Origin of the sequence: Yersinia sp. 1252 StPb PI, from assembly GCF_048593885.1 — a bacterium.
Lineage (GTDB): Bacteria > Pseudomonadota > Gammaproteobacteria > Enterobacterales > Enterobacteriaceae > Yersinia > Yersinia enterocolitica_E.
Window position 1 is genome coordinate 15,004 of sequence record NZ_JAZGQE010000037.1, and the last position, 19,281, is coordinate 34,284.

The following is a 19,281-nucleotide window of genomic DNA, read 5'->3' on the forward strand; positions in this document are numbered from 1 at the left end:
TACTTTTCAACCCCCTACAGCGAGGGGAATGCATCCTGATTGACCCGCGCCTTTCAAACGTTGCAAGGTACTATCAGCGGCTGCTTTGGTACTGTAAGGGCCAAGGACCACACGATTCCAGCCACCACCGCTGGTAATGCGGCTTTCGATACCGCCAAATGCCAATTGGGCGCGGATAGATTCGGCCTGATCGATGGCTTTGAATGAACCACACTGCACCATCCAACGTTGCGCTTTTTCTTTCTCTTTCTCTTTTTCTTTCTCCGGTTTCGGCGGTGTAACGGCCGGTGTTACCGGAGCTGCCGGTTGCGCGCGCTGTGGGGTAGCCACAGGCGATTGTACCTGCGTCTGCTGCTGTACCGGCGCGGTAGTCTGGCGCGGCGGTGTTAGCGGCTGCTGTTGCAGGGTCGTGACCGGTGGTTTGATGGTCACAGCAGAGCGTGGCACCGGCATCCCCTGGTTATACGGAACCTCTGATAACTGCGTTGGCTGCTGGCGCATATCTGCCTGCATCTGCTCTAGCAATTGGCGCTGCTCATTAGTCAGTTGTGTCTGGGAATTAACTTCGCCACCAGCAGAAGGTTCTGTTGGCATCGGTACACCAATTTGGCGATTTTCCAGCTCTTTAATATAACGCCAGCGCTCTTCCGGTTTGGGCGGTAACCCATTACCGGTACGAGGGTCATGGCTGGGCAATAACGGAAGCTCACCCGGCTTATTGTGGGTGATGAAATAGAGGCCACCAACAAATACCACTAATAGCGCGACGGCCAGCGCCACCACGGTTTTAGATACTGCTGGCGCACTGCGTTTTTTCCGGCTGGTGCTTTTGCGCCGCGCTCCTGAGCGCCCTCGGCTTACATAATCTCTTTGTGCCACTATCGTTTCGCTGCGTCTTGATGATGGAATAAGTCCGTCATGTTACTGAACCCCTGAATATTTGCCTAGCGTTTAGGCGCAGCAGTACTTTCCCTGACAATTAACTCGGTGTCTAACAACCGGGAGCCACTTTGTACTGAATGCCCTTGTAGCTGCTCAAGTAATAGTAACATGGCTTGCTGACCAATTTGATAACGTGGTTGAGCCACGGTGGTCAAAGGGGGATCACAATACTGTGACAACTTCAGGTCGTCAAAGCCTACCAGCGAGACATCCTGCGGGATACGTAGTCCCATTCTCTTTGCCTGCCACATCGCGCCTATCGCCATCACATCATTGTGACAAAATATTGCTGTTGGGGGATGAGGCAATGCCATCAGCACCGCAAAGGTTTCTGCGCCAGCTTCATAGCTAAAGTCACCGCGCATAATATAGTCACTGTCGACAGCGATACCATTACGACGCAGTGCCTGAATATAGCCCTGGAGCCGATAATGGCTTAGCGGCAAACTCTCCGGCCCGGCAACACAGGCAATACGTTTGTGCCCCAATTCATGTAGATAATTAACCGCCTCATAAGCGGCAGTCAGATTATCGATATGTACCGTTGGCAGTTCCAGTTCAGGAGCGAACTCGTTTGCCATCACCATTGGCGGCAAATTGCGCTGCTCTTCTTTGCTGGCATCAAAAGGCAGATTGGAACCTAACAACAACATGCCATCAATTTGCTTGGTAATGATCAGGTTAACGAAGCTACGCTCTTGCTGGGTTTGTTGTGCGCAATCGCCAATTAAGATCAGATAACCTTGCTGGGCTGCCGCATACTCAATCCCTTGAATGATATCAGCAAAAAACGGGTCACTAATATCCGGTACAATAACCAGAATTGTGCGCGATTCATTACGTTTAATATTGCGGGACAAAGCATGAGGAGAATAACCCACCGCCAGAACAGCTTGCTCCACTTTTTGCCGGGTGACTGTTGACACTTTTTCCGGGTTCATCAGTGCGCGTGACACCGTCGCAGTTGAAACACCTGCCATTTCAGCAACGTCTTTCATGGTAGCCATCGTGAATTCTTTCTTATGTTCCAACGCCTTTCTCCTTGCTCTGGCTCCGAGCCAGCACTGATGCTTAATGCAGGCTTTCCGTCATTCTATACAGATAGTGGGGGTAATTTGTTACCTAATTTGCATAAAAAGTGTGACATAAGTAGGTTTTTTCGCACTGGCTCGCAGAAAGCGGGGTAATCGATTGCTTTGTGGCACAGATCAAACAATAAATCCCCCAAGTGAAAGAGAGACTACTCAACGTTATTGGCATGAATTAAGGCGGGGAATTAGCTGTCTATTGGGTCAACATCCAACGTCCACTTAACCTTACGTGCCTGCGGCAATGTATTGATTAGCGGCTGAGAGGTTTTAATCAGCCGTTGTAGCAATTGCCGTGAAGGGTGCTGTAACAGCAATTGCCAACGGAAGCGCCCACTGCGTTTGGCCTGCAATGCGGGCACTGGCCCCATAATCCACAATGCATCATCTTTGAGTGGGCTGGCTTCCAGCAAATTACGCAATTGCTGCAGGAATAGCGCGGATTGCTGGTTATCGTGATCTTCACTGCGCACGATGATATGGCTGGTATAAGGCGGTAAAAATACGCTTTTACGTTCCTCTAGGGCCTGTTTGGCAAAGGCATCGTAGCCCTGTTGCAGCAAAATTTGCAGCAGTGGATGCTCGGGGTGGTGTGTTTGTAAAATAACTTCACCTTGCTTACCCGCGCGCCCGGCACGACCTGAAACTTGTGTATAAAGCTGGGCAAACCGTTCTGCCGAACGGAAATCTGCCGAGAACAGTGCGCCATCGACATCCAGCAAGGCCACTAGCGTGACATCAGGGAAGTGATGCCCTTTAGCCAACATTTGGGTACCAATCAAGATGCGCGCACCCCCTTGATGGACATCAGCCAAATGCTGTTCCAGCGAGCCTTTGCGGCTGGTGGTATCGCGGTCAATTCGAGTGATGGGAGTATCCGGGAACAGAGGAGCCAGTTCGTTCTCTAACTGTTCAGTGCCAACACCGACAGAGACCAGATGGGTTGAACCACATTTTGGGCATTGCTGAGGCACCGGGCGCTGGCTGTCGCAATGGTGGCAGCGCAACTGACGGTGATTTTGATGCAAGGTGTAATAGTGGTCGCAGCGCTGGCATTCAGCAATCCAGCCACACTCATGGCACAGTAGCGCGGGAGCATAGCCACGGCGGTTCAGGAACAAAATTACCTGATTATCGGCCTGCAAATGGGTTTTCATCCGTTTTAGCAGTGGCTGAGAGAGGCCAACTTTAAGCGGCAAGCCTTTTAAATCGAGCAAATGCTGTACGGCGGGTTTGGCATTCCCCGCCCGTTTAGATAGCGTCAACTGGCGATATTTACCCATTTGCACATTGTGCAGGGTCTCAAGCGCCGGGGTCGCCGTGCCCATCACGATAGGAATGCCTTCTTCACGGGCACGAAATACGGCTAAATCCCGGGCATGATACCGCCAGCCTTCTTGTTGTTTATAAGAGCTGTCGTGCTCTTCATCAATAATAATGACCCCGAGGCGGGAAAACGGCGTAAACAGTGCCGAGCGGGTACCAATAACAATTGCGGCTTCGCCGTTACGCGCCCGTAGCCAGACGGACAAACGCTCGCTGTCATTTAAACCTGAATGGAGCACCTCAACGGGGGCGTTAAACCTTTCGCGAAAACGAGCGATAGTCTGTGGGGTCAGGCCGATCTCAGGGACTAAAACCAACGCCTGGCGGCCTTGTGCCAGAATATTTTCCAGCACGCTCAGATAAACTTCTGTTTTACCGGAGCCGGTCACCCCAGCCAGCAGCCAGACCGCAAACTGGGTATCTTCACTGCGAATCGCCCCAACGGCGGTTGCCTGCTCGGTATTCAGCCGCAGGCGCTCACCCAGAACGGCGAAGCCGTTGCGCCAATCGGTAGTCGCGATTTCCTGCGCCCGCAGGTCAATTAGCCCTTTACTGCGTAATGCCTGCAATGCGCTTTCGGTGAGTGCCATTTCATTAACTTGATGGCGATAGACCGGTTTTTGCAATAATGCGGCAAGCGCTTGCTGCTGCTTCGGTGCGCGTTTTAAGCTTTCCGGTGGTGTGGCTCGCCCTTGTTCGGTTGCGAACCACTGCCACAACGGCGCAGATTGGGCAGGCTTCCCCTGGCGCAACAGAATAGGTAGAGCATGGAACAGCACTTCACCTATCGGGTAATGATAATACTCGGTTGCCCAGCAGAGAATGCGCCACAAGCTGGATGGGAATAGGCTGCGCTCATCCAGAACGGCGTCAATGGCTTTCAGTTGTTCAAGGGGGAATGTGCTGGTATCACTGATACCCACCACAATTCCGATGGCTTTGCGTTTACCAAATGGCACACTGACGCGAGCACCGACCACCGGGCAGGCCATGGCGCTGTCTAAACGGTAATCAAAGCTACGGGCCAACGGTACGGGTAATGCCACTTGAACAACGGACATGTTTTTTCATCCTAATAACTAAAATTGGTCTAAATAAGTACAATTGGCCTATACCCTAAATAATTCGAGTTGCAGGAAGGCGGCAAGCGAGAAAATCCCGCTGAGCTTACATGAGTAAGTGATTCGGGTTATTGAGCACAGCCAACGCACATGCAACTTGAAGTATGACGGGTATAAATAAAGATTGAACAGTTTACACTGCGTGCTTCACAATGTGCGGATTCGATTGCGCGGTTTAGTCAAATTCTGTATGATTCGCCGCCTTTGGTATAATTCGATATCAAATCCTGTTAACAACCGTTGCTTACTTTATCCGCAGCTGTTCGTTAACAATCAAATTGTTATTTATCAATCGTGTGGTGTCTGGCGGAACAGGGCTGGATAGCGACACGGCCTAAATATAGAGGTTTTCCATGAAACAAGGTATCCACCCTAAATACGAACAAGTTACTGCTTCTTGCTCTTGCGGTAACGTTATCAAGATCAACTCTACTGTTGGTCATGACCTGAATCTGGACGTGTGCGGCGAATGCCACCCGTTCTACACTGGCAAGCAGCGTGATGTTGCTACCGGTGGCCGTGTTGACCGCTTCAACAAGCGTTTCAGCATGCCGGGCGCTAAGAAGTAATTATTGCCCGTCAGATGAAAAAGGCACCTTCGGGTGCCTTTTTTGTTGTTAGCAAAAGATGATAGTCAGTGTCGCGAGATTGGCATGATCCAACTGACTATAGGGCACTTAATTGCTAGGTTGGTATCTGTACTTTAGATCTAGAGTAAAATCATTAGTGACTTTGTAGCCATCAGTACCTATTTGCAACGATAAATTTGTACCATCAATGGTGAAATGATTGGGATTGGGATTGGGATTGGGATTAGAATCGGTACAACCAAAACAGCTCTCATAACCCGGTGAGGCTAACTGTCTTAATTGTTCCCAAATCTCTTTAACTCTTTGTGGGGTAGTATTTGGCGAAGGGTGATAGAGATCAAATAAGAGTTGTAGTGCTTCTTCTTGATGAATGGAAAAGAAAAAATCTTTGATTTTTTCCCACAGACTAAGATGAGGACGGACATCCTCACTCCACATATTGTTGATCTGTAAGTCGCTTATTTCAGCGGTAATAAAACCACTTCCCACGGGAAAAGGCATTAATTTCACTCCACTTTACGATTAAAAATACAATTAAAGCGAATCAGTGGAGTGATGAGTATCATGTTAAAACTGTATTTATCAATATTCCCAGGTATCGGGATCAACACCCAACTCACGCATTAAAATTTTCGCGGCTTCCGGGATTTCATCGCTACGTTCTTTACGCAGGTCTTCGTCATTCGGTAGCGGCTGGCCGGTAAATGCATGCAAAAAGGCCTCACACAACAATTCACTGTTGGTGGCGTGGCGCAGGTTGTTCACCTGACGGCGGGTCCGTTCATCGGTGAGGATTTTTAACACCTTCAGCGGAATGGATACCGTAATTTTTTTGACCTGTTCGCTTTTCTTACCGTGTTCAGCGTAAGGGCTGACATACTCGCCGTTCCACTCAGCCATGGGACACCTTAAATTTGTCGGGAAAATACAAAATTCTGAAAACCGGCCAATTATGCCCGATCTTCGCTGTTCTCACTAAATAAATGTCGATTTTACTAGAGCAACATCACCCATTTAATCATTTTACTACTTATTGATAGCCGTTACCTTTCGATACGGTCCTTGCGGTTAAACAAAACACCACCGAAAACTCACTGACATCATTAAGATAGTTAAAGCCTCTACAATTTTAGCGGTTATTATTCCATTGCTCAATCTATACGCAAAGAAGTTTAGATGTCCAGATGTATTGACGTCCGTAATTTGTGCGTCTAATCTGGCGTAACATTTTCTCGATAACCGGCTGGTGGAAATCCATATGACGCGTAAACAGGCAACAATAGCAGTCCGTAGCGGGTTGAACGATGACGAGCAATACGGCTGCGTTGTCCCCCCGATTCACCTCTCCAGTACCTATAATTTTATCGATTTTAATCAGCCGCGCGCACATGATTATTCACGTCGCGGGAATCCGACGCGCGATGTGGTACAGCGTGCACTGGCGGAACTGGAAGGTGGTGCGGGTGCAGTCATGACCAGCAGCGGGATGTCGGCGATTCATTTGGTTTGCACCACATTCCTAAAGCCGGGTGATTTGCTGGTCGCCCCACACGACTGTTACGGCGGCAGTTATCGTTTATTCGATAGTCTGAGCAAGCGCGGTGCTTATCGGGTGCTGTTTGTCGATCAGGGTGATGAAACGGCATTGAGCCGGGCCTTGGCGGAAAAACCCAAGCTTATATTGATTGAAACACCCAGTAATCCGCTGCTACGAGTGGTAGATATTGCCGCTATCTGCAAGGCGGCACGTGCAGTAGGTGCTCTGACGGTTTGTGATAACACGTTCCTCAGCCCCGCCTTGCAGCAGCCACTCTCTTTAGGGGCGGATTTGGTGGTTCACTCCTGTACTAAATACCTAAATGGTCACTCTGATGTGGTCGCTGGTGCGGTAATTGCCAAAGATCCTGAGCTGGCGGTTGAGCTGGCATGGTGGGCGAATAATATCGGGGTAACGGGGGCAGCATTTGATAGCTACCTGTTATTACGCGGTTTGCGTACCTTGTCGCCACGTATGGCTCAGCAGCAACGTAATGCGGATGAGATTGTTCGTTATTTACAGCAGCAGCCTTTAGTGAAAAAGCTGTATCATCCTTCTCTGCCACAACATCCCGGCCACGAAATTGCTTGCCGTCAGCAGTCTGGTTTCGGTGCGATGCTCAGTTTTGAGCTTGATGGTGATGAACAGCTACTGCGTCGCTTCCTCTCAGCCCTTGAGTTATTTACTCTGGCAGAGTCTTTGGGCGGTGTGGAAAGTCTGATTTCCCATGCAGCGACCATGACCCATGCCGGTATGGCACCAGAAGCGCGCATTGCCGCAGGTATTACTGACAGCTTGTTGCGCATTTCCGTGGGTATTGAAGACAGCGAAGATTTGATTGCCGATTTGGAAAATGCTTTCCAGTTGGCGGGAACGAGGTAAGCATGAATGCAACAGCGGTAGCAGCGGCGGTGACCGGCCGTCAACTGCATAAGTTTGGTGGTAGTAGCCTTGCGGATGTGAAGTGTTACCTGCGGGTGGCCAATATTATGGCCAATTACAGTCATCCTGGTGATCTGATGGTGGTGTCTGCGGCAGGCAGTACCACCAACCAACTGATTAGCTGGTTGAAACTGAGCCAAAGTGATCGTCTTTCTGCTCATCAGGTGCAACAAAATTTACGTCGTTATCAACATGATCTGATCAGTGGCTTATTGTCTCCAGAAATGGCCGAACCGCTGATTAGTGAGTTTATCCATGATTTGGAGCGTTTGGCGGGCCTGCTGGATAACAAAGTCGACGATGCAATTTATGCCGAAGTGGTGGGGCACGGTGAGATTTGGTCCGCCCGTTTGATGGCGGCGGTTTTGAACAAGCAGGATATGAACGCCACCTGGCTGGATGCCCGTAGTTTCCTGCGCGCAGAGCGTGCGGCACAACCACAAATCGATGAAGGCCGTTCTTACCCGCTGTTACAACAATTAATGGCCCAGCATCCACATCAACGTTTGGTGGTGACAGGGTTTATCTCGCGCAGTAATTCCGGTGAAACCGTGCTGCTGGGGCGTAACGGCAGTGACTACTCGGCGACACAAGTCGGGGCGCTGGCGGGGGTCGAGCGGGTGACCATCTGGAGTGATGTTGCTGGGGTATACAGTGCTGACCCACGCAAAGTAAAAGATGCCTGTCTGTTACCGTTACTGCGATTGGATGAAGCCAGTGAATTGGCCCGTCTGGCAGCACCGGTGCTGCATACCCGCACGCTACAGCCGGTTTCAGGCAGTGATATCGATTTACAACTGCGTTGTAGTTATCAGCCAGAGCAGGGTTCAACCCGCATTGAGCGCGTACTGGCATCAGGTTCGGGGGCGAAAATCGTTACCAGCCATGATGATGTCTGCCTGATCGAATTGCAGATTGCCGGTCATCACGATTTCTCGCTGGCGCAGAAAGAGATTGATTTGCTACTCAAACGTGCGCAAATCAAACCGCTAGCCACCGGTATTCATCCCGATCGCAATCTGTTGCAACTCTGCTATACCTCCGAAGTAGTTAACAGTGCACTAAGAGTGCTGGAAGATGCCGCGCTGCCGGGTAAATTATCCCTACGCGAAGGGCTGGCACTGGTCGCACTGGTGGGCGCGGGGGTCTGCAAGAACCCACTGCACAGCCACCGGTTCTACCAACAGTTAAAAGATCAGCCAGTTGAGTTTATTTGGCAGGCAGAAGATGGGATCAGCATGGTGGCCGTTTTGCGCCTTGGTCCGACTGAACACCTGATTCAGGGCTTGCACCAGTCACTGTTCCGTGCAGAAAAACGCATTGGTCTGATGCTGTTCGGCAAAGGTAATATTGGTGCCCGCTGGCTGGAACTGTTCGCCCGCGAGCAGAAGAATATCTCGGCGCGCAGTGGTTTTGAGTTTGTGCTGGCAGGTGTGGTGGATAGCCGCCGCAGCCTGTTAAGTTACGATGGGCTGGATGCCAGTCGGACATTGGCATTTTATGATGACGAAGCCAAAGAGCAGGATGAAGAGTCGCTGTTCTTGTGGATGCGAGCACACCCGTTTGATGATTTGGTGGTGCTGGATGTGACCGCTAGTGAGTCGCTGGCCGGACAATATCTGGATTTCGCCAGCTACGGTTTCCACGTTATCAGCGCCAACAAACTGGCCGGTGCATCCAGTAGCAATAACTACCGCCAAATTCGCGATGCTTTTGCCAAAACCGGCCGCCACTGGCTGTACAACGCCACGGTGGGCGCTGGCTTACCGGTTAACCACACGGTGCGTGATCTACGTGATAGCGGCGACAGTATCTTGGCGATCAGTGGTATCTTCTCCGGCACGCTGTCGTGGTTATTCCTGCAATTTGACGGCACAGTACCCTTTACCGAATTGGTCGATCAAGCCTGGCAGCAAGGTCTGACTGAGCCAGACCCACGGGTGGATCTTTCCGGCCAGGATGTGATGCGCAAACTGGTGATTCTGGCCCGTGAAGCGGGTTATGACATTGAACCGAATCAGGTGCGGGTGGAGTCGCTGGTGCCTGCTGGTGCTGATGTGGGGTCGGTAGATCAGTTCTTTGAAAATGGCGAAGCATTGAATCAGCAAATGATTCAGCGCTTAGAAGCCGCGAATGAGATGGGGTTGGTGTTACGTTACGTGGCACGCTTTGATGCTAATGGTAAGGCTCGAGTGGGCGTTGAAGCCGTTCGTGCTGACCATCCGCTGGCTTCGTTGCTGCCGTGCGATAACGTCTTTGCCATTGAGAGCCGTTGGTATCGCGATAACCCTCTGGTCATTCGTGGCCCAGGTGCCGGGCGTGATGTTACTGCCGGAGCAATTCAGTCTGATTTAAACCGCCTGTCTCAATTGCTGTAATTTGCATTAATTCGCCTCTTTTGCTTAAGCGGAGGAGGCGAAATTACCTCTTTAATCCATTCCCTCTTTAATGCCGGTCCCCAAGAGCGCATATTGCTGACAGGCAGTAAGCGAACACCGCGAACCCCTGTAACTTCAAGGGTTAGAGGTCTACATGAATTTTCTGCGTATGGCGTGTGAAGATTAATCATCGTCCTAAACTTATTTAAAAGTTGACTCTTTAGCCAACTTCCGTCATTTTCTATTTAGCCGTCTAAACGTATAGACGCTCATAAATGAGCGGTAACAGATAACATAAGTCGTCATAACGACAATGGAGTAACAGGGTATGAGTTTTTTCCACGCAAACCAGCGGGAAGCGCTGAATCAAAGTCTGTCAGAGTTGCAGGGTCAGATTAATGTTTCTTTTGAGTTTTTCCCGCCGCGTACCAGCGAGATGGAAGAGACCCTGTGGAGTTCGATTGATCGTCTGAGCACCCTGAAACCTAAGTTTGTCTCGGTGACTTATGGCGCGAACTCTGGCGAGCGCGATCGTACCCACAGCATCATCAAAGGGATAAAAGAGCGCACTGGCCTGGAAGCCGCACCGCATCTGACCTGCATTGATGCTTCACCGACTCAGTTACGTGATATTGCTACCGATTACTGGAACAGCGGTATCCGCCATATCGTTGCTCTGCGGGGGGATTTGCCACCGGATAGTGGTAAACCAGAAATGTACGCATCTGATTTGGTGACCTTGCTGAAAGACGTCGGGGATTTTGATATCTCGGTGGCGGCTTATCCAGAAGTCCATCCTGAAGCCAAAAGCGCGCAAGCTGACCTGATCAACCTCAAGCGTAAGATTGATGCGGGTGCTAACCGGGCGATTACCCAGTTCTTCTTTGATGTTGAGAGCTATCTGCGTTTTCGCGACCGCTGTGTGGCTACCGGCATCGACGTTGAAATTGTGCCGGGCATTTTACCGGTATCCAATTTTAAACAGCTTCAGCGCTTTGCCACCATGACCAACGTGCGGGTACCACACTGGATGACCAGTATTTTCGAAGGGCTGGATAATGATCCTGAGACGCGCAAAATGGTGGGTGCCTCAGTGGCGATGGATATGGTGAAGATTTTAAGCCGTGAAGGGGTGAAGGATTTCCATTTCTATACCTTGAATCGGGCAGAGTTGAGTTATGCGATTTGCCATACCCTCGGGGTGAGACCGTAATTTTTGAAAGGGGCGGTGGCCCCTTTTCATCATAATCATCAAGCAAACAAAAGATAATCAGGGGAATCGCTTCCCCCAAAATCAATGGCTAACCTGTATTCCGCATTCCCGCAGCCACACCGGCGATAGTCACCATCAATGCCTGCTCAACACGGGCATCTGGGTGCTCATGCTGGCGCGAACGGTGCAACAGCTCAGCTTGCAGCACGTTCAGTGGGTCGGTATACACATTACGCAACGCGATCGATTCCGCAATCCACGGCAAATCAGCCATCAAGTGGTCATCGTTGGCGATAGCCAGCACCACTTTAATATCTGCGGCTAACTGGTCGCGTAATTGCTGACCCAACGGCCACAGTGATTTATCCACTAAACGTTGGTCGTAATACTCCGCCAGCCACAAATCAGCCTTGGCGAACACCATTTCCAGCATCCCGATACGGGTAGAGAAGAATGGCCAGTCACGACACATCGTGGCTAATACTTCTTTCTTACCGGCATCAATCGCTTTTTGCAAACCGGCCCCCGCACCCAGCCAGGCAGGTAGCATCAGGCGGTTTTGTGTCCAGGCGAAAATCCACGGAATGGCACGTAAGCTCTCGACTCCGCCATCCGCACGGCGTTTTGCCGGGCGAGAACCCAATGGCAACTTACCTAATTCCAGCTCTGGGGTCGCGGCGCGGAAGTAAGGGACAAACTCAGGATTCTCACGCACGTAGCCGCGATACATATCGCAGGAAGCGTCCGATAGAATGTCCATCACCTCAACCCACTCTTTCTTCGGCTCTGGCGGCGGTAACAGATTGGCTTCCAGAATCGCTCCGGCATACAGCGCCAGACTGCTGATAGTGACTTCCGGCAGCCCAAATTTAAAGCGGATCATCTCGCCTTGTTCAGTAACGCGTAAGCCGCCTTTTAAGCTACCCGGAGGCTGAGAAAGCAGAGCTGCATGTGCAGGCGCACCGCCACGGCCGATAGAACCGCCACGACCGTGGAACAGCGTCAGAGAGATACCGGCCTTCTCACAGGTTTTGATCAACGCATCTTGCGCACGATATTGCGCCCAGGATGCTGCCATTACGCCGGCATCTTTTGCCGAGTCGGAATAGCCAATCATCACCATCTGCTTGCCTTGGATCAGGCCGCGATACCAGTCGATATTTAGCAACTGGGTCATCACTTCGTCGGCATTGTTCAGGTCATCAAGGGTTTCGAACAATGGCGCAACTGGCAGCGTGAATGGGCAACCCGCTTCTTTCAGCAGTAAATGTACTGCCAGCACGTCTGATGGCACTTTAGCCATGGAGATAACGTAAGCGGCGATAGAGCCTTGTGGTGCTTCGGCAATCACCCGGCACGTTTCCAGCACTTCTTGTGTATTAGCACTCGGTTCCCATTTCAGCGGAACCAGTGGGCGCTTGGAGTTCAGTTCGCGGATCAGGAAGGCTTGTTTGTCTGCCTCAGACCAGCTTTCATAATCGCCGAGGCCCAGATAACGGGTCAGTTCAGCGATGGCATCGGTGTGGCGGGTACTTTCCTGGCGCACATCGATACGCACCAATGGCACACCAAAACAGCGCACGCGGCGCAGGGTGTCCAGCAGTTGGCCATTAGCAATGATCTCCATGCCACAGGTTTTCAGAGACTGATAACAGGCGTAAAGCGGGTCCCACAGTTGGTCATTACTCACCAGCAAATCAGTTGGTGGCAAGACACGTTCGCCTTTCAGACGGTCTTCCAGATAAGCCTGAGTATTGGTCAACTGGGTACGGACGCGTTTCATTAATTCGCGATAAGGTTCGACCACCTCTTCGCCACCGGCCAATTCACGCAGTTCCGGGGTACATTCCGACATGGACAGCTCTGATACCAACACTTGAATATCACGCAAGAACAGGTCGGTGGCTTTCCAACGGCTGAGTAACAGCACATGGCGGGTAATTTCAGCGGTAACGTTCGGGTTACCGTCACGGTCCCCCCCCATCCAAGAGGTGAAGCGTATTGGTACGGCCTCTACAGGCAAGCGGTAATCGAGCGAGTTTTGTAACTGCTCGTTAAACTCACGCAGGAATGCGGGCACACCTTCCCACAGGCTGTTTTCAACCACGGCAAAGCCCCATTTGGCTTCATCTACTGGGGAAGGGCGTATTTTACGAATTTCGTCAGTATGCCACGATTGTGCAACTAACTGGCGCAAACGACGCATGATCTTGTTGCGTTCGTAATCGGCTAAGTCATTGTGATCCAACTGGCTCAGGCAGGTATTCACTTCCACCAGTTTGTGGATCAGGGTGCGACGTGTAATTTCGGTTGGGTGAGCGGTTAACACCAACTCAATGGATAACTCATCAACCGCGCTGCGCATATCTTTCTCACTCAGCTTTTTATCTTTTAAGCGGGTGAAAAGCTGGGCCAGAGCTTCTGGGTTACTTGCGGCTTCACCGTGTGGTGAAATACTGTGATATTGCTCTGCCGTATTCGTCAGATTGAGGAATTGGCTAAAAGCACGGGCTACCGGCAGCAGCTCGTCGTTGGACAGATTTTGCAGCGTGGTCAGCAGTTCCTGACGGCTCGCTTCATTACCAGCACGCGAAGATTTGGATAATTTACGGATGGTTTCTACTTTTTCAAGGATGTGTTCACCAAGCGCTTCTTTGATGGTGTCCCCGAGTAGCGTACCGAGCATACTGACGTTACTTCGCATTGCGGAATATTGTTCGTTCATATGACCCCTGACCCATATCCCCTTCGCCCTTGACGCCGCAGGGTGGTTAGCGACGCTTACTCACCCGAATCACTGACCGGTGTCAGCTGATCGGGATTAATGAGCCTCAAAGAGGCTCACCCTGCGGGCTAGCATAAATGCTGTTCAAATCGGTCTTCAACCGATTTGTCTTTCACTTGCTGCCTACCTGCAACGCCAATGACTTTGGGTATAAACTTTTATGGTTTCTTTTTGTAAATTAATTTCACCCAAAAGGCCGAGATGGACAATTCCACTCGCCACGTTCAATTCCATACTCCAATTGACACTATTTTTAGCAAAAAAACATCAATTTTAGGGATATTGCTGAAATTTAATTACCAAGGTCAGGTTATCAGTCTTCCTAATAGGCAAAATTGATCGCCTACCCCATAAGAGGTAATTACTGCTGGCAGAAATGGTCAACCAACTGACCAATCAGCTCGCGGGTTGGCTCGATAAAGGCCATATCGATAAATTCATCTGGCTGATGGGCTTGATCGATCGAACCGGGCCCCAGCACCAGCGTTGGGCACACTTGCTGGATAAACGGCGCTTCGGTGCAATAGTTCACCACCGCGGTACGCTCACCCAATAATTTCTCGATAACCCCTACCATATGGTGATCGGTTGGACATTCATAGCCTGGGATCGGTGGATGCAGTTCGTCAATGCTCAAACGGCCCGGCCAGCGCTGGCTTACCGGTGTCAGCGCTTCGGTCATTAACTCATTCAGATCACTTAATGTCAGGCCCGGCAACGGGCGGATATCCATATGCAATTCGCAGCAAGCACAGATACGGTTTGCCGCATCACCGCCGTTAATATGACCAAAATTCATGGTGGGATACGGAATAGTAAACGCCGGATTGTGATAACGCTCTTGCAACCTGGTGCGTAGCTTCATCAATTGAGTGATAGATTCATGCATTAAATCAATGGCATTCACCCCACGTGCCGGATCGCTAGAATGCCCAGACTGACCGGTAATTCGGATAGCATTGGAAATATGCCCTTTGTGCGCCCGCACCGGTTGCAGCGAGGTTGGCTCCCCGATAATGGCAAAATCTGGGCGCAGCTGGCTGGAGGCGGCAAAGTAGCGCGCGCCTGCCATGGTGGTTTCTTCATCGGCGGTTGCCAGAATATACAGTGGCTTGCTCAGTTTGCTGGCATCGATATCGCGCACCGCATCCAGAATAAAGGCGAAGAAGCCTTTCATGTCGGCGGTACCCAAGCCATACAACTTATTGTCATGTTCGGTCAGGGTGAACGGTGAGCGCGTCCAACGCCCTTCATCAAAAGGCACAGTATCGGTATGACCCGCCAGCAATAATCCACCATTGCCTTCTCCAATGCTGGCAAGCAGATTAAATTTGTGGCGTGTATCGGGCACGGGTTGGATCTCGACACGAAAACCCAAGTCTGCAAACCATCCGGCCAACAAGTTGATTAACGCCTCATTACTTTGATCGAGAGCGCTATCGGTTGCGCTGATCGATGGCGTCGCGATTAACGCCCGATACAGCTCAATAAATGGAGGTAATTTCATCTTCACTGTTGACAGCCTTTGGTTAGGATAGTATCAATATTCATGCAGTAATTATGAATAAAAATACATTAAGCTTGAGCGTAAGGGAACCGAAAAAACACCCTTAAATTTACGAAAATGTCAACGCTCAATCACGAGGGGAACAGCAAAACCTTGCTGAAAACCCAAATACCGGTTTTGACTACTTATGTCTTTATACCGAATTACATTTTTATACCCAAAGTACTTGGAGTTGCAGGTAGGCGGCAAGTGAGTAATAAGCACTGCTGCAACGTCAAGTAAGCAGGGTAAGGTGAACTGAACCCATGTTGAATACGCTAATTGTTGGTGCCAGTGGTTATGCCGGAGCGGAGCTTACGGCTTACCTGAGTCGTCACCCACATATGAACATAACCGGTTTAACGGTTTCAGCGCAAAGTGCAGATGCAGGAAAATTACTTTCTGACCTGCATCCGCAGCTAAAAGGCATTATTGATCTCCCGCTACAACCCTTGGTGGATGTGGCTCAGGCAGCAAAAGGGGTTGATGTTGTGTTCCTCGCTACCGCCCACGAGGTCAGCCATGATTTAGCGCCGCAATTTTTAGCTGCCGGTTGTGTCGTATTCGATCTCTCTGGTGCGTTTCGGGTTAAAGATACGGCGTTTTACCGTCAATATTATGGTTTTGAACATAAACATCCCGATTGGCTGGATAAAGCCGTCTATGGGCTTGCTGAATGGCAGGCAGAAGAGATTAAGCAGGCACAGTTGATCGCGGTACCAGGCTGTTATCCAACCGCATCGCAATTAGCGCTTAAGCCGTTGGTTGATAATAAATTATTGAATGAAGCACAGTGGCCGGTGATTAATGCGGTCAGTGGCGTCAGCGGCGCAGGGCGTAAGGCCAGTATCGGCAACAGTTTCTGTGAAGTGAGTTTACAGCCCTACGGCTTGTTTAATCATCGTCATCATCCAGAAATTGTGGCTCACCTTGGCACGCCAGTTATTTTTACCCCGCACTTGGGTAATTTCGCCCGGGGCATTTTGGCGACCATTACCTGCCGTCTGAACGCGGGTATTACGGCGCAAGATATTGCCAACGCGTATCACCATGCTTATCAGGATAAACCGCTGGTGCGGTTGTATCAGCAAGGTGTTCCCGCGTTGAAAGCGGTGGTTGGTTTGCCTTTCTGCGATATTGGTTTCTCAGTGCAAGGCGAACATTTAATTATTGTCGCGACCGAAGATAACCTACTGAAAGGTGCAGCAGCTCAGGCTGTGCAATGCATGAATATACGTTTTGGTTTTACAGAAACCGAGTCTTTGTTGTGGGGCAAGGTTAGTCACTAGCCGAAATTGCTGGTCGCGGTCATGCCTGTAACCCCATAAATTTTACCCGATTAAATAAGGCGCAAAAATGATGAATCCGTTAGTCATTAAATTAGGTGGCGTGTTGCTCGACAGCGAAGAAGCGCTGGAACGCCTGTTTACTGCATTGGTGACTTATCGCGAAAAGCATGAGCGCCCGCTAGTGATTATGCACGGTGGCGGTTGTCTGGTTGACGATCTTATGAAAAAACTCGCTTTGCCGGTGGTGAAGAAAAACGGCTTACGCGTCACCCCTGCTGATCAGATTGATATCATTACCGGCGCACTGGCGGGCACCGCTAACAAAACCCTGCTGTCTTGGGCGGTGAAACATAATATTAATGCTGTTGGCTTGTGTCTGGGCGATGGTGGAACCGTCTCGGTAACCCTACTGGATGCCGAGCTGGGGCATGTGGGTAATGCTCAGCCGGGATCACCTACTTTGGTGAATACCTTGCTGGCTGCGGATTACATGCCCATTATCAGCTCCATTGGTATTACTGCCGACGGTCAACTGATGAATGTGAATGCCGATCAGGCAGCCACCGCGTTAGCCGCCACCCTTGGGGCAGATTTGATCTTGTTGTCTGATGTTAGTGGCATACTGGATGGTAAAGGCCAACGGATTGCTGAAATGACGGCGCAAAAAGCCGAGCAACTCATTGCTCAAGGCATCATCACCGATGGTATGGTAGTTAAAGTGAACGCAGCACTGGATGCAGCACGCTCACTAGGCCGCCCGGTAGATATTGCCAGTTGGCGTCATGCGGATCAGTTACCGGCACTGTTTAATGGTGAGCCGATCGGTACACGTATTTCGGCCTGATACCTGATACTGTTTATTTTATTATGAGTTTTTATTCTGAAACTAGGGAAGAAAGATTATGGCATTGTGGGGCGGGCGGTTCAGTCAGGCGGCAGATCAGCGTTTCAAGCAATTCAACGATTCACTGCGGTTTGATTATCGGCTGGCGGAGCAGGATATTATCGGTTCTGTTGCCTGGTCGAAAGCGCTGGTGACAGTTGGGGTATTAACGGCTACCGAACAGCAACAACTGGAACAGGCACTTGATGCATTGCAAAAAGAAGTGCAGGCCGATCCACAGGCTATCTTGAACAGTGATGCTGAAGATATTCACAGTTGGGTCGAAACCAAACTGATTGATAAAGTTGGCGATTTAGGCAAAAAACTGCATACCGGCCGTAGCCGTAATGATCAGGTGGCGACCGATCTGAAATTGTGGTGCAAATTCCAGATTACTGAATTACAAACTGCGGTTAAGCAGTTGCAGCAGGCGCTGGTTGCCACAGCCGAAGTGAATCAGGATGCCGTCATGCCGGGTTATACCCACTTGCAACGTGCTCAACCGGTGACTTTTGCTCACTGGTGTCTGGCGTATGCAGAAATGCTGTCGCGTGACCAAAGCCGACTGCAAGATACCCTGACGCGCTTGGATGTCAGCCCATTGGGCAGTGGTGCATTGGCAGGTACTGCCTATGCCATCGATCGCGAACAATTGGCTAGCTGGTTAGGTTTCGCCTCTGCCACTCGCAACAGCCTCGACAGTGTTTCAGACCGCGACCACGTCTTAGAGCTACTGTCTGATGCCAGCATCGGCATGGTGCATTTGTCTCGTTTTGCTGAGGATCTGATCTTCTTCAACAGTGGTGAAGCGGCTTTCGTTGATTTATCGGATCGTGTGACCTCCGGTTCTTCCTTGATGCCACAGAAGAAAAACCCAGATGCGTTGGAATTAATCCGTGGTAAATGTGGCCGGGTACAAGGTGCATTGACCGGAATGATGATGACGTTGAAAGGCTTGCCTCTTGCTTATAACAAAGACATGCAGGAAGACAAAGAAGGGCTGTTTGATGCGTTGGATACCTGGCTCGATTGCCTGCATATGGCGGCGCTGGTATTAGACGGTATTCAGGTAAAACGGCCACGTTGTAAAGAAGCGGCAGAACAGGGTTACGCCAATGCTACTGAACTGGCTGATTATCTGGTCGCCAAGGGCGTACCCTTCCGTGAGGCGCACCATATTGTTGGTGAAGCAGTCGTTGAAGCTATTCGTCAGGGTAAAGCGCTGGAAGCACTCTCGCTGGCCGATTTGCAGAAGTTCAGCGCAGTGATTGGCGATGATGTCTATCCGATTCTGGCATTGCAATCTTGCCTGGATAAACGTGTTGCTAAAGGTGGGGTCTCACCACAGCAGGTGGCTTCTGCTATTGCCGAAGCGAAAGAACGCCTAATTTAATTAGTTAGGTATTAATATTGATAATGGGCCGCTTTATAGTGGCCCATTTTACATGCAAACGTATTTGAAATAATTTACATGTTATTTTTCATATTGTCTTATTTTGATTAACGTTACTCTAACGATTATTTTTCTTATTTAACCTACGTTATAAAACCAATATTTTCAGCCTAATAAGATTTTAATTTTAATATTCAGTTGAGTTTATACCTCCTAATGATTATGATAATCATTATCAACCAGTGGCG

At 50.2% G+C, this 19,281-nt stretch carries 14 protein-coding genes; 7 read left to right on the plus strand and 7 right to left on the minus strand.

Translation table 11 applies throughout. The features are described from left to right. Window positions 1-6: 6 nt before the first annotated feature. The 3 genes from ftsN to priA form a co-directional block, all read right to left on the minus strand. Window positions 7-879: a cell division protein FtsN gene (gene ftsN / locus V2A85_RS08060; protein ID WP_420071219.1), complete on the minus strand. Its 873-nt coding sequence runs from the start codon at window positions 877-879 to the stop codon at window positions 7-9. Between the two features lie 65 nt (window positions 880-944). Further along, window positions 945-1,973, minus strand: coding sequence for a DNA-binding transcriptional regulator CytR (gene cytR, locus V2A85_RS08065; RefSeq protein WP_083161782.1), 1,029 nt, complete (start codon window positions 1,971-1,973; stop codon window positions 945-947). 245 nt (window positions 1,974-2,218) lie between these two features. After that, window positions 2,219-4,417: a primosomal protein N' gene (gene priA / locus V2A85_RS08070; protein ID WP_420071220.1), complete on the minus strand. Its 2,199-nt coding sequence runs from the start codon at window positions 4,415-4,417 to the stop codon at window positions 2,219-2,221. 413 nt (window positions 4,418-4,830) lie between these two features. Here priA and rpmE point away from each other — a divergent pair, with 413 nt between their 5' ends. Then, window positions 4,831-5,046 carry a 50S ribosomal protein L31 gene (gene rpmE, locus V2A85_RS08075; RefSeq protein WP_083161786.1) on the plus strand — a complete coding sequence of 72 codons (216 nt, stop codon included), beginning with the start codon at window positions 4,831-4,833 and terminating at the stop codon, window positions 5,044-5,046. 108 nt (window positions 5,047-5,154) lie between these two features. Here the strand turns inward: rpmE and V2A85_RS08080 are convergent, their stop codons facing one another. Then, window positions 5,155-5,568: a hypothetical protein gene (locus V2A85_RS08080; RefSeq protein ID WP_420071221.1), complete on the minus strand. Its 414-nt coding sequence runs from the start codon at window positions 5,566-5,568 to the stop codon at window positions 5,155-5,157. An 81-nt stretch (window positions 5,569-5,649) separates the two neighbouring features. Next, window positions 5,650-5,967, minus strand: coding sequence for a met regulon transcriptional regulator MetJ (gene metJ, locus V2A85_RS08085; protein WP_004392248.1), 318 nt, complete (start codon window positions 5,965-5,967; stop codon window positions 5,650-5,652). Between the two features lie 358 nt (window positions 5,968-6,325). Here metJ and metB point away from each other — a divergent pair, with 358 nt between their 5' ends. The 3 genes from metB to metF all read left to right on the plus strand — a co-directional run bounded on the left by metB (window position 6,326) and on the right by metF (window position 11,137). Beyond that, window positions 6,326-7,486, plus strand: a complete 1,161-nt coding sequence (metB, locus tag V2A85_RS08090) for a cystathionine gamma-synthase (protein ID WP_372560118.1) — start codon at window positions 6,326-6,328, stop codon at window positions 7,484-7,486. Between the two features lie 2 nt (window positions 7,487-7,488). Beyond that, window positions 7,489-9,924, plus strand: a complete 2,436-nt coding sequence (locus V2A85_RS08095) for a bifunctional aspartate kinase/homoserine dehydrogenase II (protein WP_083161790.1) — start codon at window positions 7,489-7,491, stop codon at window positions 9,922-9,924. A 328-nt stretch (window positions 9,925-10,252) separates the two neighbouring features. Beyond that, window positions 10,253-11,137: a methylenetetrahydrofolate reductase gene (gene metF, locus V2A85_RS08100; protein WP_083161792.1), complete on the plus strand. Its 885-nt coding sequence runs from the start codon at window positions 10,253-10,255 to the stop codon at window positions 11,135-11,137. An 88-nt stretch (window positions 11,138-11,225) separates the two neighbouring features. Here metF and ppc read toward each other — a convergent pair whose 3' ends face one another. Both ppc and argE read right to left on the minus strand, forming a co-directional pair. Then, on the minus strand, window positions 11,226-13,862 hold the full coding sequence (gene ppc, locus V2A85_RS08105; RefSeq protein WP_372560117.1) for a phosphoenolpyruvate carboxylase: 2,637 nt from the start codon (window positions 13,860-13,862) through the stop codon (window positions 11,226-11,228). Window positions 13,863-14,283: 421 nt separating this feature from the next. Beyond that, window positions 14,284-15,429, minus strand: coding sequence for an acetylornithine deacetylase (gene argE, locus V2A85_RS08110; protein WP_420071222.1), 1,146 nt, complete (start codon window positions 15,427-15,429; stop codon window positions 14,284-14,286). Between the two features lie 305 nt (window positions 15,430-15,734). Here argE and argC point away from each other — a divergent pair, with 305 nt between their 5' ends. The 3 genes from argC (at window position 15,735) to argH (ending at window position 19,033) form a co-directional block, all read left to right on the plus strand. Then, entirely contained in the window at window positions 15,735-16,757 is a 1,023-nt protein-coding gene (argC, locus tag V2A85_RS08115) for an N-acetyl-gamma-glutamyl-phosphate reductase (RefSeq protein WP_420071223.1), read from the plus strand. Window positions 16,758-16,827: 70 nt separating this feature from the next. Then, window positions 16,828-17,601 carry an acetylglutamate kinase gene (argB, locus tag V2A85_RS08120; RefSeq protein ID WP_372560675.1) on the plus strand — a complete coding sequence of 258 codons (774 nt, stop codon included), beginning with the start codon at window positions 16,828-16,830 and terminating at the stop codon, window positions 17,599-17,601. Window positions 17,602-17,659: 58 nt separating this feature from the next. Beyond that, complete coding sequence (argH, locus tag V2A85_RS08125; protein ID WP_420071224.1) at window positions 17,660-19,033, plus strand: argininosuccinate lyase; 1,374 nt, start codon at window positions 17,660-17,662, stop codon at window positions 19,031-19,033. Window positions 19,034-19,281: the final 248 nt, after the last annotated feature.

What these genes read in the sequence shown, in the direction of transcription:
- priA (WP_420071220.1), bottom strand. Translation starts at nt 4,417, where the DNA reads ATGTCCGTTGTTCAAGTGGCATTACCCGTACCGTTGGCCCGTAGCTTT.
- rpmE (WP_083161786.1), top strand. Translation starts at nt 4,831, where the DNA reads ATGAAACAAGGTATCCACCCTAAATACGAACAAGTTACTGCTTCTTGC.
- V2A85_RS08080 (WP_420071221.1), bottom strand. Translation starts at nt 5,568, where the DNA reads ATGCCTTTTCCCGTGGGAAGTGGTTTTATTACCGCTGAAATAAGCGAC.
- metJ (WP_004392248.1), bottom strand. Translation starts at nt 5,967, where the DNA reads ATGGCTGAGTGGAACGGCGAGTATGTCAGCCCTTACGCTGAACACGGT.
- metB (WP_372560118.1), top strand. Translation starts at nt 6,326, where the DNA reads ATGACGCGTAAACAGGCAACAATAGCAGTCCGTAGCGGGTTGAACGAT.
- V2A85_RS08095 (WP_083161790.1), top strand. Translation starts at nt 7,489, where the DNA reads ATGAATGCAACAGCGGTAGCAGCGGCGGTGACCGGCCGTCAACTGCAT.
- metF (WP_083161792.1), top strand. Translation starts at nt 10,253, where the DNA reads ATGAGTTTTTTCCACGCAAACCAGCGGGAAGCGCTGAATCAAAGTCTG.
- ppc (WP_372560117.1), bottom strand. Translation starts at nt 13,862, where the DNA reads ATGAACGAACAATATTCCGCAATGCGAAGTAACGTCAGTATGCTCGGT.
- argE (WP_420071222.1), bottom strand. Translation starts at nt 15,429, where the DNA reads ATGAAATTACCTCCATTTATTGAGCTGTATCGGGCGTTAATCGCGACG.
- argC (WP_420071223.1), top strand. Translation starts at nt 15,735, where the DNA reads ATGTTGAATACGCTAATTGTTGGTGCCAGTGGTTATGCCGGAGCGGAG.
- argB (WP_372560675.1), top strand. Translation starts at nt 16,828, where the DNA reads ATGAATCCGTTAGTCATTAAATTAGGTGGCGTGTTGCTCGACAGCGAA.
- argH (WP_420071224.1), top strand. Translation starts at nt 17,660, where the DNA reads ATGGCATTGTGGGGCGGGCGGTTCAGTCAGGCGGCAGATCAGCGTTTC.